Here is a 21,531-nt window from a genome sequence, read left to right as displayed (position 1 = left end):
TACGCACGGCAAGGTAGCTGGATGAGCGATACGACGGATTTCGGCTACCGCGAGGTGCCGCGCGGCGAAAAGGCCTCCCTGGTGCGGGAGGTTTTTGCCAGCGTGGCGCCCAGCTACGACCTGATGAACGACCTGATGTCGCTGGGCATCCACCGCATCTGGAAGCGCATCTTCGTCAACGCCATTGCGGCCTCACCGCGGGAGACGCTGCTGGACCTCGCGGGCGGTACCGGGGACATCGCCTTCGGCGCGCTGGAGCGTGGCGCGAAGCGGGTCATCCTGACCGACGTGAACCCGGCGATGCTGGAGGTCGCGCAGAAGCGGGCGCTGGACCGCGGGATCACCCAGGGCTTGGAATTCGCCGTGGTGGACGCCGAGCACATCCCGCTGCCGGACCGGAGTGTCGAGAAGGTCTCGATCGCCTTCGGCCTGCGCAACTGCACCGACAAGGACGCCGTGCTGCGTGAGGCCCGGCGCGTGCTGCGCCCGGGCGGCCGATTCCACTGCCTGGAATTCTCCAAGGTGGGGATCGAGCCGCTGGCGCGGATCTACGACACCTGGTCCTTCAAGGTGCTGCCGGAAATCGGCGCCCGGGTGGCGAAGGACCGCGAGAGCTACGAATACCTGGCCGAATCCATCCGCCGCTTCCCGGACCAGGAGACGCTGGAGGACATGATGCGCGACGCCGGGCTTGAGCGCGTGGCGCATCGCAACCTCTCGGGCGGCATCGTCGCCATCCACTCCGGCTGGCGCCTGTAGCCCTGGAGGACGCCGCCCGCGCCCGCGTCGTCGCCGCCTTCGCAGCCCAGGGCTTCATGGCCACGCTGGGTGGCCGCCTGGTGGCGCTGGAGGCCGGCGCCTGCACCATCGAGGCGGATTTCAGCCCCGGCCTGACCCAGCATCACGGCCTGTTCCACGCCGGGGTGCTGACCACGCTCGCCGACAACGCCTGCGGCTTTGCCGCCATGAGCCTGTTGCCGGCCCAGGGACCAGGGGGTGGGGAGGTTCTGAGCGTCGAGTTCAAATGCAGCTTCCTGCGCCCGGCCAGCGGCGCCACGGCCGTCGCGCGCGGCCAGGTCCTCAAGCCCGGGCGCACCCTCAGCTTCTGTCGCGCCGATGTCTTCGTGCGGAATGCGGGCGGGGTGGAAACGCTGGTCGCCACCATGCTGGCCACCATGATGTCGGCCTCGCCGGGAGGGCGCTGAAAGGTAAGGACCCTGTCGATGGAATTGACGCCGCGCGTCAACTGACGAGAGAGGGTGATAGTATACATCAAAAATGCGACGAATATCAGCAGGCTGATGAAACCGTTTCGAGTGGCACGGTTCATGCTCCTCCGTGACTACCCCGAAAGGGGAAACACGGAGGACCAAGCACGATGAAAACCCCCTCGACCTTCCTGGCCGCAACCGTTCTGGCCGCGGGTCTCGCGCTGGGCGCCGGCCCGGCCAAGGCCGCCGTCATCTACGCCGGCAACTTCAGCGGCACCGAATGCGGCGGCGCGGGTGGCTTCAGCAACTGCTACGCCACCACCACCGGCACGCAGCAGGGCGCCACCCCCGGCGCCTCGCCCGCCATCTACAAGAGGGACTCCGGCGGCGGACAGGACATCAGCAGCAACTTCCCGACCATCACCGGCAGCGAATTCGTGGTCAGCCTGAACAACGCGACCAACGAGCTCAGCTTCACCTACACTCCAGGGGCGGGCGACCCGGAAATCCACTACTTCGCCATCAAGCAGGCGAACGGCTTCGCGCTGTTCTACGACCTGACGGCGGCGATCACCTCCTTCACCGCCGACCTCGACACCTACTTCCCGGGCAATCCCGGCTTCTCCCACATCACCTTCTTCGACACCAACGGTGGCACCACGCCACCGCCGACCCCGGTGCCGGAACCCGCGAGCATGGCGCTGTTCGGCGCCGGCCTGCTCGGTCTGGGGCTGGCCCGCCGCCGGCGCCGCCAGCAGGCGTGAGCCCGGCCTGCCACGGGCTGCGCGGACCTGCGCAGCCCAAAGGCTTCAGCGCCCCTTGAAGACGGGCGCCCGCTTCTCGGCGAAGGCACGCAGCGCTTCCTGCGTGTCCTCCGTCGCGGCCAGGGCCACGGTCTGCGACTGCTCGTAGCGATAACCCTCATGCAGCGGCAGATCTTCCGTCACCTGAAAGCTGCGCTTCGCCGCGCGCACCGCCAGCGGCACCTTGCGCGCGATCTCCGCTGCGATGCCTTGCGCGGCCGCCACCACCTGGTCGCGCGGCACGCAGAGCGAGGCCGCATTCATCCGCAGCAACTCCGGCCCCGTCATGCGCCGCGCCGTGTAGATCATCAGCCGCGCATCGGATTCACCCAGGTGCCGGCGGACATGCTTGACGCCGCCGGCGAGGCCGACATCGACCTCCGTCATGGACAGGAACGCCTCCTCCGCCACCACCAGGATGTCGCAGCACAGCGCGAGGACGCAGCCGGCGCCGATCGCTGCGCCGTTGACCGCGGCAATCACCGGCTTCTCGCATTCCATCACGCAGTCGAAGCCGGCGCGCACCAGGCGGTTGTGGCGCGGATAGGCGCCGGGCGTGTCGCGTGCTGGGCGGTCCTTCAGGTCCGCGCCGGCGGAGAAGGTTTTTCCCGCGCCCGTCAGCACCACGGCGCGGACATCGTCGCGGTCGTGCAGTTCGTCGAACATCCGCACGATCTCGTCCCGGAAGGCGCCGTTCTGGGCGTTCACGGGCGGGCGGTCGAGGGTCACCGTGGCCACGAAATCCGCGACATCCAGACGCATTGTCGAAAAGCTCATTCGGCGCGTATCCCCGCGGCTTCGATCACCTGTTTCCACCGCGCGCTTTCGGCGCGGATGGTTTCCGCCAGCTGCTCGGGCGTCGATGGCGTAGGCTCCTCCCCCAGCGCTTCCATCCGCGCGCGGTAGTCGGGGCGGGCGAGGATTGCCTGGACCGCCGCGCTCAGCTGCGCCACGATCGGTGCGGGCGTGCCGCCTGTCGTCGCGATGTAGTTGAACGGCGCGGCATCGAAGCCGGGCAGCGTCTCCGCCAGTGCCGGAAGATCATTGGCCAGGGCCGAACGCTGCGGCGTGGTGACACCGAGCGCGCGAAGATTGCCAGACCGCGACGGCGGCAGCAGGATCGACAGCGTGTCGAGAGCCATCGTCACCGTGCCGCCCAGAAGGTCCGTCAGTGCCGCGCTGGTGCCACGATAGGGCACATGGGTGATGTCGATCTTCGCCAGGAACTTCAGCATCTCCCCCGCCAGGTGGGAGGAGGAGCCGATGCCGGAGGAGGCGAAGGTCAGCGTGCCCGGTCGCGCCTTGGCGAGGTCGATCAGCTCCGCCAGGGAACGTGCCGGCACGCCGGGATGCACCGCCAGCAGGTTCGGCGCGCGCTTGATGCCGGACACCGGTGCGAAATCCGCCACCGGATCATACGGCACCGACCGCATCAGGTAGGGGTTCACGATCTGCGGCCCCGGCGTGCCGTACAGCAGCGTATGCCCATCCGGCGCCGCGCGTGCCACCGCCTGCGCGCCGATGGTGGCGCCGCCGCCCGGGCGGTTCTCCACCACCACGGACTGGCCGAGCACGGCGCCCAGCGGTTCCGCCAGCATCCGCGCGGAGGCATCGGCGGAGCCGCCCGCGGCGAAGGGCACCACCAGCCGTAGCGGCCGGCTCGGGAAGCTCTGTGCGAGCGCCAGGGAGGGTGCGGCGAGCGCGGCGGCCAAGACCGCGCGGCGGGTGAGGGTTGCCGTCATTGGATGCGGATGCCTCCCTTCTGGATCACGGGCCCCCAGCGACCGGATTCTTCCCGCACCATCGCGGCCAGGGCTTCCGGCGTGCCGCCCAGTTTCTCGATGCCCAGCACCTCGAACCGGCTGGCCAGCGGCGCGGAATCCAGGATGGCGTTCAGCTCGGCGTTCAGCCGCGCGATGATGGCCGGCGGGGTGCCACCCGGTGCCAGCAGGTAGTTGAAGCTGGCGTCGTGGAAGCCGGGCAGGGTGCGCCCGACCGGCGGAAGCTCCGGCGCCGCCGCGGCCGGATCCGCCGTGCTGACGCCGAGCGCGCGCAGCCGGCCGTCGCGCACCAGCGGCAGCAGGGTCGCGATGTTGTCCATCATGAAGTCGACGCGCCCGGCCATCACCTCCTGCACCGCCGGCGCGGTGCCGCGGAACGGGACGTGCAGCAATTCAATCCCTGCCATCTGCCCGAACATCGCCGCGGCGAGGTGGCCCGAGGACGCAACGCCGGCCGAAGCGTAGGTCATGCCGCCCTGCTGCGCCTTCGCCTGCGTGATCAGCCCGGCGACATCGCGCGCCGGGCTGTCCGGCCGCACCACCAGCAGCTTCGGCGCCCGCAGGATGGCGATGACGGGCGTGAAATCCGCCACCGGGTCATAGGCCAGGTTCTGCATCAGGTGCGGGTTCAGGATCTGCACGTTGGGCGTGGCGTACAGCAGCGTCAGCCCATCCGGCGCGGCGCGTGCCACCGCCATGGCGCCTATGGTGGTGCCGCCGCCGGGGCGGTTCTCCACCGTCACCGTCTGGCCCAGCGCCTGGCCGAGCGGGTCCGCCAGCAGCCGCGCCACCGTGTCCGCCGCGCCGCCCGGCGCGAAGGGTACGACGATGCGCATCGGACGCGTCGGCGCCCAGGCCTGCGCCGCGGCGATGCGCGGAGCCGCCAGCGCGGCGCCGGCGAGAAGAAGTGTCCTGCGGTTCATTGGACTATTCCAGCTTCACGCCGGTGGTGCGCACCACCTCGCCCCAGGTGGCGTGGGTTTCACGGATGAAGGCGGCGAAATCGGTCGGGCTGCTGCCGACGATGCGGCCGCCCTGGTTCAGCAGCGCCGCCTTCGTCTGTTCATCCGCCAGCGCCGCCTGCACCGCCGCCAGCAGCACCGCGATGCGGTCCGCCGGAATGCCGGCCGGGCCGAGCAGCCCGTACCAGGTCTCGCTGACCATGCCCGGCACGCCGGATTCCACCGCCGTCGGCACGTCCGGCAGGATGCCCAGCCGCTCCGCCGAAGTGACAGCAAGCGCAGGCAGCGTGCCGGCGCGGACATGGCCGATCAGTGCGGGGGCATCCGCCATCAGGATCTGGATGCGCCCGGCCAGCAAGTCCGTCACCGCCGGGGCGGCGCCGCGATAGGGCACGTGGGTGATGTCGACGCCGGCGCGGATCTTCAGCAATTCGCCGGCCATGTGCAGGGAGGAGCCGATGCCGGCCGAGCCGAAGGCGAGCTGCCCCGGCCGCGCCTTGGCCATCGCCACCAGCTCCGCCATGTTCTTCGGGCCGAGGCCGGGTGCGACGGAGACGATCTGCGGCACGCCGAGCACCTGGGTAATCGGCGTCAGGTCGCGCAGCGCGTCATAAGGCATATTGGGTTGCAGATGCGGCTGGATGACGATGGCGCCGCTGCTGGCGAGCACGACGCTGTGCCCATCCGGCCGTGCCTTGGCGATGGCATCGACGCCGATCAGCCCGCCAGCGCCGGCCCGCGCCTCGATCACCACGGGTTTTCCGAGTTTCTCGCTCATCACCCGGCTGATCAGCCGCGCGATCGTGTCCGCCGGCCCGCCGGCGGCGAAGGGCACTACCATCCGCACTGGCTGGTCCGGGAAGTTCTGGGCAAAGGCCAGGCGCGGCAGGGCGGCGAGGCCAAGGCCTGCCAGCGTTCCTGTCAGTGCCGCGCGCCGTGTGATGTTCATTGTTGTTTCCTCCCGCTTGTCGTTGTCAGTCGAAGCCGAACAGGTGCTGCGGATTGTCCACCAGGATGCGGCGGATCAGTGCTGCGTCGCCAAGCCAGTCGAGGCACAGATCCAGCATGGCCCGCACATCCGGCGGTGGGTCCATGCGGACATAGGGCCAGTCGGAGCCCCACAGCAGCCGGTCCGGATTGGCGGCGACCAGCGCATCATGCAGCGGCCGCAGCGCCGCGATCGGCGCGCCGCCCCGCTTCACGCGGCACAGCGTCAGCTTCACCCAGATGCCGCCATCGCGCAGATGCGGCAGCAGCGCGTCGAAGGCCGGATCATGCGGACCATCCGGCATGCCGAGATGGTCCAGCACCAGCGGCACGCCGAGCGGCAGCAGGTCGGGCAGCAATTCAGAAAGCTGGGACGCGCTGGCCCAGAGATGCGCCTGCCAGCCCAGCGCCCGCAGCCGTGGCGCCAGCAGGCGCAGGCTGTCGAAGCCGATGCTGCCGGGATAGCGCCCACCGCCGCCCGGGCCCTGCATCTCCACGAAGCGCAGCGCGCGGATGCCGGCCTCGTGCCACGCCTGCAGCGTCGCGTCGGCCACCGTCTCATCCGCGATCATCACCCCGCGCAGCCGGCCCTCACCGCGCGCCAGCGCATCGAGCAGGCAGGCGGGGTCGCGGCCATAGGGGGCCGGCTGCACCAGCACGGCGCGCGTGGTGCCGAGCCGCTCGCGCATCGCCGCATGCGTCGCGAGATCCGCCGCCGGCAGCGCGTAGGGGGAGGCACCGGCGGGGAAACGAGCGTCGAAGACATGCGTGTGGGTGTCGCAGGCGCCCGGCGGCAGCGTCACGGCGCGGCTTCCGGCAGGTGGAACAGGCCGGTCTCCGGCGCCTCCAGCGGCTCCACGGCGCCGTCGGGCAGCGGGATGCCGTGCGCGTTCAGCGTCATCGAGACCATGGTGTAGTAGCCGACCAGCGCCGTCAGTTCGACCACGCCCTTCACGCCGAAATCCTGCACCGCCTGCGCGTAGACCGCATCCGGCACGCGGCCGTCCTGTTGCAGGGCGCGGGCGAATTCATAGACCAGCTTCTCGTCCGGCTTGTCGAAGGCGGGTGCGCGGCCTTCGCGCATCGCATCGAGAATTTCGGCGGAAATGCCGTTCTCGGCCGCGGTCCGGGCGTGCACGAACCACTCCACCTGCGCGCTCCAGCGCCGGCCGGTGACGCAGATCGCCAGTTCCGAAAGCCGCTTCGGCAGGCTGGTGGAGAAGCGCAGGGATTCGCCGAGCGCCGACCAGCGCCCCGCCAGCTCCGCATTGTGGATCGCCGCGCGCAGGGGGCCGATCACCTGCCCGCGCGGGCCGGAGACCACGCGGTCCCACACGGCGCGCTGCGCCTCGTCCAGATCGTCCCGGGTCGGCAGGGGGATGCGCGGCGTCATGTCACCCCGCCTTCCGCCAGCGCGTTGCGTTCCGCCTCGCCCAGGCCCAACTCGGAAAGAACTTCATCGGTGTGCTGGCCGAGCAGCGGCGGCGGGCGCTCGAAGGACAGCGGCGCATCCTGCAGCCGGATCGGGCTGACCACCTGCGGCACGGTGCCGTGCGGATGCGGCAGGTCGCGCAGCATGCGGCGGTGCTGGATCTGCGCATCCGCGAAGACGTCCGGCACCGTGTTGATCGGGCCGCAGGGCACGCCGGCGGCGTCCAGCAGCGTGGTGAGTTCGGCGCGGGTGAAATCGGCGAAGCGTGCCGTCAGCAGCGGTGTCAGCACCGCCTCGTTCCGCACGCGGTCGGCGTTGCGGATGAAGCGCGCATCGCGGGCGAGGTCCGGCTGCCCGATCGCCTCGCACAGCTTTGCGAATTGCCCGTCATTGCCGACGGCCAGCACGATGAACCCGTCCTTCACCGGGAACACGTCCTGCGGCTGGATGTTCGGGTGGCGGTTGCCCGCGCGGGCCGGGACCTTGCCGCCGACGAAGTGGTTCATCGCCTGGTTCGCCAGGAAAGCCGCCTGCACGTCGAGCATCGCGAGATCAATCGTCTCCCCTTGCCCGGTCTCGGCGCGCCGCGCGACGGCGGCGAGGATGGCGACGGTGGCGTACATGCCGGTCATCAGATCCACGATCGGCACGCCGACCTTCTGGGGCGGCGTCTCCGGCGCGCCCGTCACGCTCATCAGCCCGCCCATCGCCTGGATCATGAAATCATAGGCCGCCTGGTCGCGGCGCGGGCCGTCCTGGCCGAAGCCGGTGACGGAACAGCAGATCAGGCTGGGCTTGAGGGCGCGCAGGCTGGCGGCATCGAGGCCGTAGCGGGCGAGCGCGCCGGCCTTGAAGTTCTCCACCACGATGTCCGCGGTCTGCGCGATGCGCCGCACCACCGCCTGGCCTTCCGGCTTGGTGATGTCGATGGTGACGGACCGCTTGCCGCGGTTCACCGCCAGGAAATACCCGGCCTCCTTCGTTGCGTTGCCGTCGCGATCCTTCAGGAAGGGCGGCCCCCAGGCGCGCGTGTCGTCGCCGACGCCGGGGCGCTCGATCTTGATGACGTCCGCGCCGAGATCGGCCAGCACCTGCGTCGCCCAGGGTGCCGCCATGATGCGCCCAAGATCCAGCACGCGCAGATGGCTGAGGGGACCCATCAGGCGTCCACGACCTGCGTCGCCTGCATCGAGGGCCGCTTCTCGAATTCCGCATGGAAGCCAGCGAGGCGCGGATGGCCCTGGCGCCATTCCAGGTCGGCGAAGCGGAAATCGAGATAGCTGCCGAGGATGCCGAGCGTGATCTGTGCCAGGCCAAAGGGGATCTGGTCGATCTCCCGGTCCAGCGCCGCCAGGGCCGAGCGGGTCTTCAGTTCGAAGGCGTCGAACAACACCTGGGAGGGCTGCGCCTTGTCGCGCTCGTTCCGCCACAGGATCAGGATATCCAACAGGCCAGTCGCCAGCGCATGACGCCGCAGTTCGGCCCAGCGCGCCGGGCCTTCCGCCGGGATCAGGCGGGGGCCGCCATGCAGCGTGTCCAGGTATTCGCAGATCACGCCGCTGTCATACAGGACGCTGCCATCTTCCAGCCGCAGGGTCGGGATCTTGCCGATGGGGTTTTCCGGCAGCAGGTCGCGGTTCGGATTGGTCATCGCCACCACGGTGCGAATCGTGGTGATGCGTTCGGCCAGGCCGGTCTCATGCGCGAAGACCATCACCTTGCGCACGAAGGGCGAGCGCGGCGACCAGTGCAGCGTCATGGACATTTTCGCGCATCTCCCTTTAGGCCAGTGATATGACTTAAGCCGCTTCGGCTGGCCTCGTCCAGGGTCTATTCCCGGGTGGCGTCGTGGTGCGGCAGGCCGGCCCGGAACGCCCCGATGCCGTCTACGATCATCCGGATGATGTCGACCCGCGTCTCCCGCGTCAGGGAGGCATAATGCGGCGCCACCACCAGGTTCGGCGCCGCCAGCATGGCCGGGTCCGGTACCGGCTCGGACTGGAACACATCCGTCGCCGCGCCACGGATCGTGCCGGATTGCAGCGCGGCGACCAGGGCTGCCTCGTCCACCACGGATCCGCGCGCGATGTTTACCAGGAATCCGGCCGGGCCCAGCTTCGCCAGCAGCACGGCGTCGACGACGCCGGCGGTCTCCGGCCCGCCGGGGCAGCACATCACCAGTGCGTCGGAGCGCGCCGCCAATTCGCCGATGCTGGGCACATAGTCCCACGGCGCCTCCGGCTTCGGCCGCGGGCCGGACCACAGCACCTTCATGCCGATGCCCTGCGCCCGGCGGGCCACCGCGGCGCCGATGCGGCCCAGGCCGAAGATGCCGCAGGTCTTGCCGAACAGCCGGGTGGAGCTTTCGGCCCGCCCTTTGGTCCAGGCGCCGGACCGCACGAAGGCATCGGCATACACCACCCGGCGGGCGATGCCGTACAGCAGCGCGATGGCGTAGTCCGCGGTGTCCTCTGTCAGCACATCCGGCGTGTTCAGCACCGCGCAGCCATGTGTGCGTGCCGCATCCAGGTCGATCCGGTCCAGCCCGGTGCCGGTGCTGGCCAGCAGCTTCATGCCGGACAGGCGGCTGAACATCGCGGCGTCGCAGCCGACCATCGCGGTGGTGATGCCGATGCGGAAACCTACCACCGGGCCGGACGGCTGCGCCGCGAGATCGACCAGTTCATGCCCCGAGGCCTCCAGCGCCGCGCGCAGATCCGCCGGCACCGGCGTCATCACCAGAAGTCGTTCGCCCGGGCTGGCTTGATCGGCCGTGGCTTGCATGGGGGGTGTCCTGTCGCGCTATGATCCTTGGAAAGGCCAGGGTAATGACCTTTGACGGGAAGGGAAGCCAGGCCAGGATGCCGATCACCCAGGATGCCGTGAAGACGCTGACCGCCCAGCTGTATGACTGGTCGCTGCGCCGCGTGCCGGACGACACCAAGGACGCACTGCGCCGCGCCCGCGCCGCCGAAACCCACCCCGGCGCGCAGCGGGTGCTGGAGTTCATGCTGGGCAGCGCGCTGCGCGCCGAGGCGACCGACCGCTTCGTCTGCTCCGACGCCGGCGTGCCGGTATTCCGGGTGACGCTCGGCAGCGCCGCGCGGTGGGAGGGGGACCTGAAGGCCGCGATCTCCGAGGGCTTTGAGGAGTTGGTCGGCCGCATCCAGCCGCCGCTGCTGAAGCATGTGACGAACCCGCTGACCAACGAGCGTGGCTATGCGGGAAAAGACATGCCGCTGGTCACCTGGGAAATGGAGTCAGGCCCGGACTGGATCGAGATCGCCTGCCAGCCCAAGGCGCTGGGTTCCGGCCGCTGGGCCACCGCGGAAACCTTCAGCTTTCCCTCGCTGGCGGATATCGAGGCCTATGTGATGAAGGCGGTGATGCAGGCGGGGTCGCAGCATTGCCCGCCGGTGATCATCGGCGTTGGCATCGGCGGCAGCTTCGACGTGGCGGCGAAGATCGCCAGCAAGGCGACCTACCGCCCGATCGGCAGCACAAACCCGGAACCGGTGCTGGCAGCCATGGAGGAACGGCTGCTGCGCGCGGTGAACGCCACGGGCTTCGGGCCGATGGGCACCGGCGGCGATACCACGGCGCTGGCGGTGCATGTGGATTACAGCGCAGGGCATGGCTACACGCCGGTCGCCGTCTGCTTCAACTGCTGGATCAACCGCCGCACCCGCGCACGCCTGCACGCGGATGGCAGCGTGGAGCGCATGGAATGACGCAGGATTATCGCCGCGTCACCATGCCGATGACGCGGGAGGAGGCACGTTCGCTCCGCGCCGGCGACATGGTGCTGCTGGATGGCGAGATCACCATCACCGCCGGCCTGCCGACGCATCACCGCATCCTGGCCTGCGCGGACCGCGGGGAGGACCCGCCGATCCCGCTGGCCGGCGGGTCGCTGCTGCATCTCGGCAGCTACAGCCAGGACACGGCGGATGGCGGACTGGAAATCCTCTACATGAACCCCACCACCAGCACCCGCTTCAACCCCATCATGCCGCGGCTGATCCGGCATTTCGGGCTGACCGCGGTGGGCGGCAAGGGCGGGCTGGATGCGGCGTGCCGGGCGACGATGGCGGAGGTCGGCTGCGTCTATTTCTCGTTCCTCGGCGGCGGCGCGCCGCTGCATTCCGCCGCCATTACCGGGGTGCGTGACGTCGCCTGGAACGACCTGGTGGCGCATTACCGCCTGGTGCGGTTGGCGGTCAGCGGCCTCGGCCCCGTCACCGTCGGCATCGACGCGCATGGCAACAGCCTGTTCGAGGACCTGTCGGCGCAGGCGGAAGCGCGGATGCCGGAAATCCTGGCGCAGTTGGACCGCGACCGCGAAGGCTGAGTTTCGTTGCGGCAGGCGCCCGCGCATGGCAAGACTCCGTCAGGCCGGACGGGGAGGATTGCCATGGCGCGCGACATCGGCCCGCTGCTGCACCCGCTGATCTTCGTGCGCGGCTATGCCGGCACCGAAGGCGCCATCGAGGAAGCGGTCTCCGACCCGTACATGGGCTTCAACACCGGCTCCACAAAGCTGCGGCAGCTTTGGACGGGCCAGGTGAAACGACACTATTTCGAATCGCCGCTGGTCCGCCTGATGAAGGAATTTGGCTACCGCGACGCCTATGTCGCCGGCCTCGACCAGCTTCTGGACAGCGACCGGGCGGAAAAGCTGCCGCGGCAATGCGTGATGATCTACCGCTACTACGAACGCGCCTCCGCCAGTTTCGGCGAGGATCGGCAGGTGACGGTCGAGGAGTTTGCCGAGGATCTCGGTACCCTGGTCGAGACGCTGCGCGACCGCGTCGACATGGGCGGCCGCGATCCCGCCGAATTCCGCGTCAACCTCGCCGCGCATTCCATGGGCGGGTTGATCATCCGCGCCTTCCTGCAGAACGATGCCATCGGCAAGCCGGCAACCAAGGCGCTGGTGGACAAGGTCTTCACCTACGCCACGCCGCACAACGGCATCGAGATCGAGATGCTGGGCAACGTGCCGTCCTTCCTGTCCGCCGGCAGCGCCAACAATTTCAGCCGGCCGCGGATGCGCGAATACCTCGGCCTGCCGAAGGATGCCGAACGGGTGGACAGCCTGGACGGCAAGTTCGATCCGGACCGCTTCTTCTGCCTGGTCGGCACGAACTCAAAGGACTATCCGGTCGGCGGCGGTGTCGTCGCCCGCGCGGCCGGGCCGTTCAGTGATGGGCTGGTGCGGCTGTACAATGCCGGCGTCAGTGGGCCGCCGAGGAACCCGGGCGAGCCGACGCGCTGGGCGCCGCGCGCCTTCGTCCACCGCAGCCATTCCGGCCCCTTCGGCATCGTCAATTCCGAGGAGGGCTACCAGAATCTGCGGCGCTTCCTGTTCGGCAATGTCCGGGTGGACGGCGTGCTGGATGTCACCGCGCTGACGCTGCCGGATGAGGTCGAGGCGATGCGCGCGGCGGGCAAGCAGGTGCGCGCTTCCTACCATTTCGAGTGCATCAGCCGCGTGCGCGGCGCCACCTGGGATCTCAGCCGGCGCGTGGCGGCGGAGAACTCTACCGTGTTCCGGAAATACGGAGAGCTGTTCCCGGATTTCGCGCGCGACATCGACCGCAAGGCGCATGCGCGGCCCGAGTTGTTCACCGCCTATCTAGACGCCGATGCGCGGGTGGACAGCGCGCGCCCCTCGCTCGGCTTCGCCGTCGATGTCGGCGTGCTGGTGCCGGACTACGTGGTGGATGGCGTGCTGTGGCTGAAGAACCACTACGCCGGCGGTTACCTGTTCCGCGACAAGGTGAATTTGGAGGCGCTGCCCCCCACCGGGAAGAAGGGCTGGCGCCTGCGCTATGGCTTCGACAGCCGTACGCCCAACGCCACCACCGCCTTCGCCGACTGCACCGAGGCGGATGACCATGTCGAATTCCGCATCCCGATCGTGCAGAAAAGCCGGCCGGGCATCGAGGCGACGCTGATCATCAGCACGCGTGCTTGGAACACCTGAAGCATCTTCAGGTCCGGCGCTTACGCCGGACGACCCGGAAGATGCGACCTACCGAGGACTACACCTCGCGCGCGTCGCGCCAGCGATACAGGTTCAGCATCAGCGGGGCGACACGGCGGGCGATGCCGTGCAGCGGGATCGGCGTCGGCTTGGTGAAGGGCAGGCCGAGTTCGGTCTCCGGCGTGCCCTGCACGGCGCGGCTGAACTCCCGCCCCAGCGCGACCGAGAGCGCCACGGCGCGGCCGTTGCAGCCGGCCCAGGCATAGCCATCCGGCCCCAGTCGGTGCAGTCGCGGAAAGTAGTCCGGCGTCATGCCGATATAGCCGCTCCAGACATGGTCGAAGCTGACCTCGCCGAGCTGCGGCCACAGCTTCTGCAGCCGCGCCGCGATCATCGGCCGCAGGCGCGCCGCCTGGTTCAGCGGGATCGCCACCGCGCCGCCCGTCACCAGCCGCCCACGCGCATCCCAGCGGGTGAAGTACAGCTCCCCATGCGTATCGGACATCGCCTGGCGGCCGGGGATGATGCTGCCGGCGACGTTGTGGCTGATGGGCTGGGTCGCCATCTGCCAGGACAGGGTCGGCACCACCTCCTTCGCGATTTCCGGCGCCAGGTCGCGGGAGAATTCGCCGGTGTAGGCATGCGTCGCCAGAACCAGGGCGCGGGCGGTGACGGTGCCGCGCGCCGTCCGCACGACCCAGCGGCCCTCCCGGTGTTCCACCTTCTGCGCGGGGGACCGCGCGTAGATCGTCGCACCGGACGCCAGCGCCGCCTGTGCCATGCCGCGCGCCAGCATCAGCGGGTTGATGTGGCCGCCGCTGCTGTTGGACCAGCCGCCGAACCAGGCCTCGCTGCCCAGCAGGTCGCGCATGCGGGCGCGGTCGATGAGGTCGACCGGCGCGCCGTGGCTGCCCCAGTCCTTCACGCGGCGTTCCGCGATCTTCATGCGGCCGGGCGTGTGCACCGGTTGCAGCCAGCCGGCCTGCTCGGCCTCCGCCGAAATGGCGTGGCGGCGCACCAGGTCGAACAGGATGCTGGCGCTGTCGCGCAGCACGTGCACGAAGCGCAGCCCGGCATCCCCATGGCGGGCGATGATCGCCGCCGGATCGTGTCGCGACAGCGTCGGGATCACTTGGCCATTGTTGCGGCCGGAGGCGCCCCAGCCGGGCTCGGCGGCTTCCACCACCACGGTGGGAATACCGGCCTCGCGCAGGTGCAGCGCAGTGGAGAGGCCGGTGAAGCCGGCACCCACCACCACCGCCTCCGTCGTCACGTCGCCTTCCAGCATGGGAAGGTCCGGGCCGGGCGGCGAGACATGCGCCCAGAGGGACGGCGGCCAGGTCACGGCCATGGGCAGGGGCTCCAATCAGGGTGCACCGCATCAAAGACCCGCCGGTGCCGTGGCTCAAGGGCCCGCGGCTGCTGCCGCCCTGAAACCGTTGCGGAGCGCCGGCCGATCCGCTGTCATGCGTGGGACGGATGAGGAGTGGGCGGCATGGCGCTGAAGCATGTGATCGGTGTGGACCATGTGGTGGTCGCGGTGCGGGATCTGGATGCGGCGGCGGCGGCCTGGCGCGCGCTCGGCTTCACCGTCTCCCCCCGCGGCACCCACAGCGCGCATATGGGCTCCGGCAATTATACGATCATGTTCGGCGAAGACTACCTCGAATTGCTGGGCGTGCTGGCGCCGACCGAGCACAACGCGCCAATGCGCGCCTTCCTCGAGACGCGGGAGGGTTTGGACCGTGCCGCGTTCACCACGGATGACGCCGCCGCCGGCGCCGACGAACTGCGTGCCAAGGGCATCGCGGCAGTCGGCCCGATCAGTTTCGGCCGGCCGGTGACCCTGCCCGAAGGCGGCGAGGCGGAGGCGCGCTTCAACGTCTTCCAATGGCCGCGCAGCGCCCGCCCCGCCGGCCTCGGCATCTTTGCCTGTCAGCATCTGACGCGGGAAAATGTGTGGATCCCCTCGCTGCAATCCCACGCCAACGGTGCGAGCCGCCTCGTGCGGATCGAGGTGCTGGCGCGTGACCCGCAGGCTGGTGCGGCGGAACTGGCGGCGTTGATCGACCGCACGGCGGAGGCCGCAGAGGATGGCGCCTGGCGCGTCGAATCCGGCGCCGGCCGCGCGGATTTCCTGTTCCTCGGCCGGGACGCCCTGGCGCGGCGCCACCCTGGAATTCCGATGGATGGGCTGCCGGAGGAAGGCGCCGCCGCGCTGGTGCTTGGCACACGCGACCTGGCGGCGGCGGGCCGTGCATTGGGCGTGGTGCCTGGCGAGACCGTTGGCGGTCCGGCCGCCCGCGCCAACGGACTGCTCCTGCGATTCGTTGCAGCCTGAGCTTGTGTTGACCTGCGGGGGGCGAACCGCCCATGCTGCATCGCACAGACGATCGCCCCAAGGATGCCCGCCATGGACCTGACGCGTCGCGCGACAATGCTGACCTCCGCCGCGCTTGCCGGCAGCGTGTTGTTTCCACAAAAAAGCTTTGCGCAAGAACAGCCGCGACGTGGCGGCGTGATGACGGTGCATTTCGCGACAGAGCAGCGCATCCTCAATCCGTCGCTCCAGGCCTCCACCGGCGTCTACATCGTCGGCGGCAAGATCCAGGAACCGCTGGTCGACCTCGATGCCGGCGGCAACCCGAGCCCCTGCCTGGCGGAAAGCTGGGAGTCGTCGCGCGACGGCCTCGCCATCACCTTCAAGCTTCGCCAGGGCGTGACGTGGCATGACGGCCGGCCCTTCACCTCCGCCGACGTGCAGTTCACGGCGATGGAGATGTGGAAGAAGATTCTCAACTACGGATCGGCGTTGCAGCAGTTCCTGGACGCGGTGGAGACGCCGGACGCGCACACCGCGGTGTTCCGATATTCGCGCCCGATGCCGCTCGGCCTGCTGCTGCGCGCGTTGCCGGATCTCGGCTACATCTCGCCGAAACATGTCTACGAAGGCACCGACATCCGGCAGAACCCGGCCAACACCGCGCCCATCGGCACCGGCCCTTTCAAGTTCCTGCAATATGAGCGCGGCCAGTACATCATCGCGGAGCGCAACCCGAATTACTGGCGCGACAACCTTCCCTACCTGGACCGCGTGGTGTGGCGCGTGGTCAGCGATCGCTCCGCGGCCGCGGCGCAGATGGAGGCCGGGCAGATCCTGTTCAGCCCCTATTCCTCGCTGACCATCGCGGATCTGCAGCGCCTCGGCCGCGATCCACGCTTCGAGGTCACGACCAAGGGCAACGAGGGTAACGCCCGCACCAACACGCTGGAGTTCAACTTCCGCAACCCGACGCTGGCGGATATTCGGGTGCGTCGCGCCATCGCCCATGCGATCGACGTGCCGTTCTTCATCGAGAACTTCCTGGGCGACTTCGCCAAGCTCGGCACCGGCCCGATCCCCTCCGTCTCGGCCGACTACTACCCGACGGAGCCGATGCCGCAGTACGCCTTCGACCGGCGCCGCGCCAATGCGTTGCTGGACGAGGCGGGGCACCGCCGTGGCGCCGGTGGCGTGCGCTTCACGCTGCGCCTGAACCCGGCGCCGTGGGGCGAGGACATCGCGCTGTGGTCCACCTTCATCCAGCAGTCGCTGCAGGAAGTCGGCATCCGCGTCGAGATCGTGCGCCTGGATGCCGCGGGCTTCCTGCGCACCGTCTACAACGACTGGAACTTCGACCTGGCGACCGGCTGGCACCAGTACCGCAACGACCCGGCGGTCTCGACCACCGTCTGGTACCGGTCCGGCCAGCCGAAGGGCGCGCCCTGGACCAACCAGTGGGGCTGGACCGACGCCGAGGCGGACCGGATCATGGACGCGGCGCAGACCGAGCTGGACCCGGTCCGGCGCAAGGCGCTCTACGCGGATTTCGTGAAGCGCGTGAATACGGAACTGCCGCTGTGGATGCCGATCGAGCAGATCTTCGTCTCGGTGTTCAACAGGCGGCTGCGCAACTACGCCAACAATCCGCGCTGGGCGTCCTCCTCCTGGCACGATCTGTGGCTGGCGTCCTGACCACGCGACCTGCGCGGGTCCCCCTTACCCGCCCTTCGCCCCCCTGTGGGGGAAGAGGGCTGCGCAGGCTTGGCGCGCAGCGCCTCGCCGAAGCGGGTGAGGGGGGGACGGCACGGTATCCATCATGCGCGTCCTGACCCTCGCCGGCCGCCGGCTGCTGTCCTCACTGCCCACGCTGCTGCTGATCCTCGTCGGCATCTTCCTGCTGCTGCAACTGGCGCCGGGCGATGCGGTGGATGCGCTGATCGCGCAGACCGGCGGCGGTGCCGATGCGCGATCCGCCGCCGAGATGCGCGCGGCGATGGGGCTCGACCTTTCGGTCCCGGCGCAGCTTGCGAACTACATGTGGCGGCTGGTGCGGCTCGACCTCGGCTTCTCCTCGATCTACGGCAAGCCGGTGGCGACGGTGATCTTCGAGCGCCTGCCGGCCACGCTGCTGCTGATGGTGGCCGCCCTGTCCTTCGCCTTCTTCTTCGGGCTGGTGCTGGGCGTGCTTGCGGCGCGGCGGGTGAATGGCTGGACGGATTCGCTGATCTCGACCCTCGGCCTGGTGTTCTACGCAACGCCCTCCTTCTGGTTCGGGCTGATGGCCATCGTGCTGTTCTCCGTCCACCTGCAATGGCTGCCGGCCGGTGGGTTCGAGGAGATCGGCGCCGGCTACACTGGCCTGCGGCGCACGCTGGACATCGCGACGCACCTGGTGCTGCCGACGCTGACGCTCGGGCTGATCTTCCTGGCGATCTACCTGCGCATCATGCGCGCCTCGATGCTGGAGGTGCTGACGCTGGATTTCGTCCGCACCGCCCGCGCCAAGGGTCTGGACGAGACGCGGGTGGTGGTGCGGCATGTGCTGCGCAACGCGCTGCTGCCGATGGTCACGCTGATCGGATTGCAGGCCGGCACGATGCTGGGCGGGTCGGTGGTGGTGGAAAGCGTGTTCTCGCTGCCCGGTCTCGGGCGGCTGGCCTATGAATCGGTGGTGCAGCGGGATCTCAACACGCTGCTCGGCATCGTCTTCGTCTCGGCCATCCTGGTGATCTGCGTGAATTTCTGCGTCGACCTCCTGTATGCCCGCCTCGACCCGCGGATCGGGCCATGAAGGCCTTTCTTCGCGGGTACCTCCGCAGCCCGTCGGCGATGATCGGGCTGGTGCTGCTGCTGGCCGTGGTGGCCATGGCGCTTTCGGCCGACTGGCTGTTTCCGCGCGACCCGCTGGCCCTGGCCGGCCGACCGCTGCAATGGCCCGCGGGCAATCCGCGCTTTCCGCTCGGCACGGATAATTCCGGGCGGGACATCGCGGCACAGATCTTCCACGGCGCGCGCATCTCCCTGCTCATCGGCGTGGTGGCGACCGCCATCGCCGTGATGGTCGGAATCTGCATCGGCGCGCTGGCGGGCTATCATGGTGGCTGGGTGGACGATGTGCTGATGCGCATCACCGAGGCCTTCCAGACCCTGCCCAACTTCCTGCTGCTGCTGGTCTTCGTCGCGGTGTTCGGATCCGATATCACCACCGTCACCATCGCCATCGGCGCGGTCTCCTGGCCCGCGCCCGCGCGGCTGACCCGGGCGGAGTTCCTGACGCTGCGCAACCGCGAATTCGTCCAGGCCTGCCGCACGCTCGGCATGGGCGACCTGCGGATCATCTTCCGCGAAATCCTGCCCAACGCGCTGCCGCCGATCATCGTCTATGCCTCCGTCGTCATGGCCGTCGCCATCCTGCTGGAGTCCGCGCTGGCCTTCCTGCGGCTGTCCGATCCCAACGTCGCCTCCTGGGGCAACCTGATCGGCCTCGGGCGCGACGTGCTGCGGGTGCAGTGGTACGTCTCCGCCATCCCGGGCGTTGCAATCCTGGTGACCGTGCTGGCGGTGTCGCTCGTCGGCCAGGGGCTGAACGATGCGCTGAACCCGCGGCTGCGCGGGCGATGAGCGTCCTGTGGATCCACGGGTGATGAGTCCGGTCCTGTCGATCGAGCGCCTGACCGTCGCCCTGCCCAAGGGAGCCGATCGGCCGCACGCCCTGAGCGAGGTGACGCTGGCGCTGAATGCCGGCGAGATCCTTTGCGTCGTCGGCGAATCCGGCTCCGGCAAGTCGATGACGGCCAGCGCCCTGATGCGCCTGCTGCCGCCCGGCGTCGCGATCTCCTCGGGCCGGGTGATGTTCGAGGGCCAGGACCTGGCCGCGGCCGGCGAGGATGCGATGCGGAAGCTGCGCGGCGCCCGCATCGCCATGGTGTTCCAGGAACCGATGACGGCGCTGAATCCGCTGATCAGCGTTGGCGACCAGATCGCCGAGATGTTCCGCATCCACACGAAGCTGTCCGGCGCGGAGATCGAGGCCCGCGTGCTGGCGCTGCTCGAGGAAGTGCGCATCCCGGACCCGCGCCAGGCTGCCCGCGCCTATCCGCACGAGCTGTCCGGCGGCCAGCGGCAGCGCGCGATGATCGCCATGGCGCTGGCGCTGGACCCACGCGTGCTGATCGCGGACGAACCCACCACGGCGCTGGACGTGACGACGCAGGCGCAGATCCTGCACCTCATCAAGGACCTCCAGCGCCGCAAGGGCACGGCGGTGCTGTTCATCACGCATGATTTCGGCGTGGTGGCGGAAATCGCCGACCGCGTCGCCGTCATGCAGCACGGCGTGGTGGTGGAGGAAGGCCCGGCCGCGCAGGTGCTGAATGCGCCCGCCCACGCCTACACCCAGTCGCTGATCGCCGCCGTGCCGCCGCTGGCCGCCCGCGCCCCGCGCGCCATCAGCGCGGAGCCCATCCTGGTGATGCAGGATGTGGTGAAGACCTACCGCACCGGCGGCTTCCTCGGCCGTGGCGGCCGCGTGACGCACGCCGTGCGCGGCGTGACGCTGACGCTGCCGAAGGGTGCGACGCTCGGCATCGTCGGTGAATCCGGCTCCGGCAAATCCACTTTGGCGCGCTGCCTGGTGCGGCTGATCGAGCCGGATGGCGGACGCGTCAGCCTGGATGGCCTCGACCTCACGGCGCTGAGCCGTGGCCGGATGCGGCGGGAGGCGAAGCGCATCCAGATGGTGTTCCAGGACCCCTATGGCTCGCTGAACCCGCGCCGGCGGGCCGGGGAACTGGTGGCGCAGGGGCCCATGATCCACGGCACGCCGCGCGCGGAGGCGATGCGTCGGGCGCGCGAGCTGTTCGCCCTGGTCGGGCTGGACCCCGCCGCCACGGAACGCTTCCCGCACGAATTCTCCGGCGGCCAGCGCCAGCGCATCGGCCTGGCCCGGGCGCTGGCGCTGGAGCCGGAGGTCCTGGTGGCGGATGAGCCGGTCTCGGCGCTGGATGTCTCCGTCCAGGCGCAGGTGCTGCGGCTGCTGGCGGAACTGCGGGAAAGGCTCGGCCTGTCCCTGGTCTTCATCACCCATGACCTGCGCGTGGCGGCCCAGGTCTGCGACCTGGTGGCGGTGATGAAGGACGGGGAGGTGGTGGAGCACGGCCCGATCGGGGAGGTGTTCGAACGCCCGCGGCACCCCTACACCCAGGCGCTGCTCGCCTCCGTTCCCGGCCGCGGCTTCGGCCTTCAGGCCTGAAGCCGAACCTCGATCCCGTGCAGCCCGGCCGCCAGCACCCGTCGCAGGTCGGGCAGTGCCAGGGCGACGCAGCCCTCGGTCGGGCTGAAGTCCGGTCTCGCCAGATGCAGGAAGATGGCGCTGCCGCGGCCGCGTTCCACAGGATCGTCGTTCCAGCCGAGGATGCCGATGATGTCGTACACCGCATCCGCTCGCCACAGCGCCTCATGCCGCCCGTCGAAGGGCAGTTGGACGGGGCGGTTGTAGGCGCGGTCGCCCGCGTCGTCGCACCAGCCATCCTCGGGCGCCAGCGGTTCCACCGCCACGGCGCAGGCTGGTGCCGGGCCACGGTCGGCGCGGTACAGCACGCGGCGCAGCGGCATCCGCGCGGCCGGCGTGGCGCCATCGCCTTCCTGCTTGCGCGTCGCCGGCACCACGCCGCCCTTGCCCAGCGCACAGCGCAGCGTGCCGCCCTGGAAGCGGAACTGCCCGGCGGGTGTGACGATCGCCCAGCCCGGCTCATCCATGGCGGCTGGCCCCGCCGGCGGTGGCTTCCTCCAGCGCTGCGAAGACGGCGGTGGAAAGCATTCCGATCGGGCCGCCCAGCACCCCGGCACCAAGCACCCGCAGCGCCGGGCTGAGGCCTTCGCCGGTCGCTGCCCGGTAGATCGTGCCGACCACCGGCAGATGCTGCAGCGGGTTCAGCGCCCGCAGCACCTGGTCGAAATCCAGGGTGCCGGGCACTGGCACGTGCTCATCCTCCCGCAGCCTTGGCAGCAGGTCGGGCGAGGGCGAAGTGGCGGTGATGGTCAT

General features: G+C 69.6%; 22 protein-coding genes and 1 pseudogene. 11 read left to right on the top strand and 12 right to left on the bottom strand.

Features of this window, described 5'->3' with window-relative positions; all coding sequences use genetic code 11:
* The first annotated feature begins 21 nt into the window (after positions 1-21).
* The 3 genes and pseudogenes from ACLF3G_RS17200 to ACLF3G_RS17190 all read left to right on the top strand — a co-directional run.
* Positions 22-759, top strand: coding sequence for a class I SAM-dependent methyltransferase (locus ACLF3G_RS17200; RefSeq protein WP_430670625.1), 738 nt, complete (start codon positions 22-24; stop codon positions 757-759).
* Positions 747-1,205 (top strand): PaaI family thioesterase, encoded by a 459-nt coding sequence (locus ACLF3G_RS17195; protein WP_430670635.1) that lies wholly within the window; start codon positions 747-749, stop codon positions 1,203-1,205. Before ACLF3G_RS17200 ends, ACLF3G_RS17195 begins: the two co-directional genes overlap by 13 nt.
* 674 nt (positions 1,206-1,879) lie before the next feature.
* A pseudogene (locus ACLF3G_RS17190) lies at positions 1,880-1,975 on the top strand (PEP-CTERM sorting domain-containing protein); the annotation flags it as partial.
* A 45-nt stretch (positions 1,976-2,020) separates the two neighbouring features.
* Here the strand turns inward: ACLF3G_RS17190 and ACLF3G_RS17185 are convergent.
* The 9 genes from ACLF3G_RS17185 to ACLF3G_RS17145 form a co-directional block, all read right to left on the bottom strand.
* Positions 2,021-2,791 carry an enoyl-CoA hydratase/isomerase family protein gene (locus tag ACLF3G_RS17185; protein ID WP_430670624.1) on the bottom strand — a complete coding sequence of 257 codons (771 nt, stop codon included), beginning with the start codon at positions 2,789-2,791 and terminating at the stop codon, positions 2,021-2,023.
* Positions 2,788-3,756 carry a Bug family tripartite tricarboxylate transporter substrate binding protein gene (locus tag ACLF3G_RS17180; RefSeq protein WP_430670623.1) on the bottom strand — a complete coding sequence of 323 codons (969 nt, stop codon included), beginning with the start codon at positions 3,754-3,756 and terminating at the stop codon, positions 2,788-2,790. The genes ACLF3G_RS17185 and ACLF3G_RS17180 overlap by 4 nt, the downstream gene beginning before the upstream one ends.
* The gene (locus ACLF3G_RS17175) at positions 3,753-4,718 is read right to left on the bottom strand and encodes a tripartite tricarboxylate transporter substrate binding protein (protein WP_430670622.1); all 966 of its coding nucleotides are present in this window, start codon (positions 4,716-4,718) and stop codon (positions 3,753-3,755) included. The genes ACLF3G_RS17180 and ACLF3G_RS17175 overlap by 4 nt, the downstream gene beginning before the upstream one ends.
* 4 nt (positions 4,719-4,722) lie before the next feature.
* Positions 4,723-5,706, bottom strand: a complete 984-nt coding sequence (locus ACLF3G_RS17170) for a Bug family tripartite tricarboxylate transporter substrate binding protein (RefSeq protein ID WP_430670621.1) — start codon at positions 5,704-5,706, stop codon at positions 4,723-4,725.
* A gap of 25 nt (positions 5,707-5,731) precedes the next feature.
* A complete protein-coding gene (locus ACLF3G_RS17165; protein WP_430670620.1) occupies positions 5,732-6,547 on the bottom strand; it encodes an amidohydrolase family protein in 816 nt (271 codons plus the stop codon).
* On the bottom strand, positions 6,544-7,137 hold the full coding sequence (locus tag ACLF3G_RS17160) for a carboxymuconolactone decarboxylase family protein (RefSeq protein WP_430670619.1): 594 nt from the start codon (positions 7,135-7,137) through the stop codon (positions 6,544-6,546). Before ACLF3G_RS17160 ends, ACLF3G_RS17165 begins: the two co-directional genes overlap by 4 nt.
* Positions 7,134-8,336 (bottom strand): CaiB/BaiF CoA transferase family protein, encoded by a 1,203-nt coding sequence (locus tag ACLF3G_RS17155; protein ID WP_430670618.1) that lies wholly within the window; start codon positions 8,334-8,336, stop codon positions 7,134-7,136. Before ACLF3G_RS17155 ends, ACLF3G_RS17160 begins: the two co-directional genes overlap by 4 nt.
* On the bottom strand, positions 8,336-8,941 hold the full coding sequence (locus tag ACLF3G_RS17150; RefSeq protein WP_430670617.1) for a glutathione S-transferase family protein: 606 nt from the start codon (positions 8,939-8,941) through the stop codon (positions 8,336-8,338). Before ACLF3G_RS17150 ends, ACLF3G_RS17155 begins: the two co-directional genes overlap by 1 nt.
* 65 nt (positions 8,942-9,006) lie before the next feature.
* A complete protein-coding gene (locus ACLF3G_RS17145; RefSeq protein ID WP_430670616.1) occupies positions 9,007-9,960 on the bottom strand; it encodes an NAD(P)-dependent oxidoreductase in 954 nt (317 codons plus the stop codon).
* Positions 9,961-10,037: 77 nt separating this feature from the next.
* On the opposite strand from ACLF3G_RS17145, the gene ACLF3G_RS17140 reads away from it, so the two are divergent.
* From ACLF3G_RS17140 to ACLF3G_RS17130, 3 genes are all read left to right on the top strand, one after another.
* On the top strand, positions 10,038-10,907 hold the full coding sequence (locus ACLF3G_RS17140; RefSeq protein WP_430670615.1) for a fumarate hydratase: 870 nt from the start codon (positions 10,038-10,040) through the stop codon (positions 10,905-10,907).
* Positions 10,904-11,527 (top strand): fumarate hydratase C-terminal domain-containing protein, encoded by a 624-nt coding sequence (locus tag ACLF3G_RS17135; RefSeq protein ID WP_430670614.1) that lies wholly within the window; start codon positions 10,904-10,906, stop codon positions 11,525-11,527. Before ACLF3G_RS17140 ends, ACLF3G_RS17135 begins: the two co-directional genes overlap by 4 nt.
* A gap of 63 nt (positions 11,528-11,590) precedes the next feature.
* Positions 11,591-13,165, top strand: a complete 1,575-nt coding sequence (locus ACLF3G_RS17130) for an esterase/lipase family protein (RefSeq protein ID WP_430670613.1) — start codon at positions 11,591-11,593, stop codon at positions 13,163-13,165.
* 58 nt (positions 13,166-13,223) lie between these two features.
* Here the strand turns inward: ACLF3G_RS17130 and ACLF3G_RS17125 are convergent, their stop codons facing one another.
* A complete protein-coding gene (locus tag ACLF3G_RS17125; RefSeq protein ID WP_430670612.1) occupies positions 13,224-14,516 on the bottom strand; it encodes an NAD(P)/FAD-dependent oxidoreductase in 1,293 nt (430 codons plus the stop codon).
* Between the two features lie 144 nt (positions 14,517-14,660).
* On the opposite strand from ACLF3G_RS17125, the gene ACLF3G_RS17120 reads away from it, so the two are divergent.
* From ACLF3G_RS17120 to ACLF3G_RS17100, 5 genes are all read left to right on the top strand, one after another.
* Positions 14,661-15,506: a VOC family protein gene (locus tag ACLF3G_RS17120; protein ID WP_430670611.1), complete on the top strand. Its 846-nt coding sequence runs from the start codon at positions 14,661-14,663 to the stop codon at positions 15,504-15,506.
* A 72-nt stretch (positions 15,507-15,578) separates the two neighbouring features.
* A complete protein-coding gene (locus ACLF3G_RS17115) occupies positions 15,579-17,180 on the top strand; it encodes an ABC transporter substrate-binding protein (protein WP_430670610.1) in 1,602 nt (533 codons plus the stop codon).
* Positions 17,181-17,304: 124 nt separating this feature from the next.
* The gene (locus ACLF3G_RS17110; RefSeq protein ID WP_430670609.1) at positions 17,305-18,279 is read left to right on the top strand and encodes an ABC transporter permease; all 975 of its coding nucleotides are present in this window, start codon (positions 17,305-17,307) and stop codon (positions 18,277-18,279) included.
* Positions 18,276-19,109 (top strand): ABC transporter permease, encoded by an 834-nt coding sequence (locus ACLF3G_RS17105; protein ID WP_430670608.1) that lies wholly within the window; start codon positions 18,276-18,278, stop codon positions 19,107-19,109. The genes ACLF3G_RS17110 and ACLF3G_RS17105 overlap by 4 nt, the downstream gene beginning before the upstream one ends.
* A 22-nt stretch (positions 19,110-19,131) precedes the next feature.
* The gene (locus ACLF3G_RS17100; protein WP_430670607.1) at positions 19,132-20,739 is read left to right on the top strand and encodes an ABC transporter ATP-binding protein; all 1,608 of its coding nucleotides are present in this window, start codon (positions 19,132-19,134) and stop codon (positions 20,737-20,739) included.
* Here ACLF3G_RS17100 and ACLF3G_RS17095 read toward each other — a convergent pair.
* Positions 20,730-21,245, bottom strand: coding sequence for a L,D-transpeptidase family protein (locus ACLF3G_RS17095; RefSeq protein ID WP_430670606.1), 516 nt, complete (start codon positions 21,243-21,245; stop codon positions 20,730-20,732). The two genes, ACLF3G_RS17100 and ACLF3G_RS17095, sit on opposite strands and share 10 nt — an antisense overlap.
* Entirely contained in the window at positions 21,238-21,531 is a 294-nt protein-coding gene (locus tag ACLF3G_RS17090; protein ID WP_430670605.1) for a hypothetical protein, read from the bottom strand. The genes ACLF3G_RS17095 and ACLF3G_RS17090 overlap by 8 nt, the downstream gene beginning before the upstream one ends.

The sequence above is a fragment of the Falsiroseomonas sp. HC035 genome, assembly GCF_050563525.1.
GTDB lineage: Bacteria > Pseudomonadota > Alphaproteobacteria > Acetobacterales > Acetobacteraceae > Falsiroseomonas.
The sequence above is the reverse complement of the archived record's forward strand: the minus strand, read 5'-3'. Positions and strand labels throughout refer to the sequence as shown.

What these genes read in the sequence shown, in the direction of transcription:
- ACLF3G_RS17200 (WP_430670625.1), top strand. Translation starts at nt 22, where the DNA reads ATGAGCGATACGACGGATTTCGGCTACCGCGAGGTGCCGCGCGGCGAA.
- ACLF3G_RS17185 (WP_430670624.1), bottom strand. Translation starts at nt 2,791, where the DNA reads ATGAGCTTTTCGACAATGCGTCTGGATGTCGCGGATTTCGTGGCCACG.
- ACLF3G_RS17180 (WP_430670623.1), bottom strand. Translation starts at nt 3,756, where the DNA reads ATGACGGCAACCCTCACCCGCCGCGCGGTCTTGGCCGCCGCGCTCGCC.
- ACLF3G_RS17175 (WP_430670622.1), bottom strand. Translation starts at nt 4,718, where the DNA reads ATGAACCGCAGGACACTTCTTCTCGCCGGCGCCGCGCTGGCGGCTCCG.
- ACLF3G_RS17170 (WP_430670621.1), bottom strand. Translation starts at nt 5,706, where the DNA reads ATGAACATCACACGGCGCGCGGCACTGACAGGAACGCTGGCAGGCCTT.
- ACLF3G_RS17160 (WP_430670619.1), bottom strand. Translation starts at nt 7,137, where the DNA reads ATGACGCCGCGCATCCCCCTGCCGACCCGGGACGATCTGGACGAGGCG.
- ACLF3G_RS17155 (WP_430670618.1), bottom strand. Translation starts at nt 8,336, where the DNA reads ATGGGTCCCCTCAGCCATCTGCGCGTGCTGGATCTTGGGCGCATCATG.
- ACLF3G_RS17150 (WP_430670617.1), bottom strand. Translation starts at nt 8,941, where the DNA reads ATGTCCATGACGCTGCACTGGTCGCCGCGCTCGCCCTTCGTGCGCAAG.
- ACLF3G_RS17145 (WP_430670616.1), bottom strand. Translation starts at nt 9,960, where the DNA reads ATGCAAGCCACGGCCGATCAAGCCAGCCCGGGCGAACGACTTCTGGTG.
- ACLF3G_RS17140 (WP_430670615.1), top strand. Translation starts at nt 10,038, where the DNA reads ATGCCGATCACCCAGGATGCCGTGAAGACGCTGACCGCCCAGCTGTAT.
- ACLF3G_RS17135 (WP_430670614.1), top strand. Translation starts at nt 10,904, where the DNA reads ATGACGCAGGATTATCGCCGCGTCACCATGCCGATGACGCGGGAGGAG.
- ACLF3G_RS17130 (WP_430670613.1), top strand. Translation starts at nt 11,591, where the DNA reads ATGGCGCGCGACATCGGCCCGCTGCTGCACCCGCTGATCTTCGTGCGC.
- ACLF3G_RS17125 (WP_430670612.1), bottom strand. Translation starts at nt 14,516, where the DNA reads ATGGCCGTGACCTGGCCGCCGTCCCTCTGGGCGCATGTCTCGCCGCCC.
- ACLF3G_RS17120 (WP_430670611.1), top strand. Translation starts at nt 14,661, where the DNA reads ATGGCGCTGAAGCATGTGATCGGTGTGGACCATGTGGTGGTCGCGGTG.
- ACLF3G_RS17115 (WP_430670610.1), top strand. Translation starts at nt 15,579, where the DNA reads ATGGACCTGACGCGTCGCGCGACAATGCTGACCTCCGCCGCGCTTGCC.
- ACLF3G_RS17110 (WP_430670609.1), top strand. Translation starts at nt 17,305, where the DNA reads ATGCGCGTCCTGACCCTCGCCGGCCGCCGGCTGCTGTCCTCACTGCCC.
- ACLF3G_RS17105 (WP_430670608.1), top strand. Translation starts at nt 18,276, where the DNA reads ATGAAGGCCTTTCTTCGCGGGTACCTCCGCAGCCCGTCGGCGATGATC.
- ACLF3G_RS17100 (WP_430670607.1), top strand. Translation starts at nt 19,132, where the DNA reads ATGAGTCCGGTCCTGTCGATCGAGCGCCTGACCGTCGCCCTGCCCAAG.
- ACLF3G_RS17095 (WP_430670606.1), bottom strand. Translation starts at nt 21,245, where the DNA reads ATGGATGAGCCGGGCTGGGCGATCGTCACACCCGCCGGGCAGTTCCGC.
- ACLF3G_RS17090 (WP_430670605.1), bottom strand. Translation starts at nt 21,531, where the DNA reads ATGACCATCACCGCCACTTCGCCCTCGCCCGACCTGCTGCCAAGGCTG.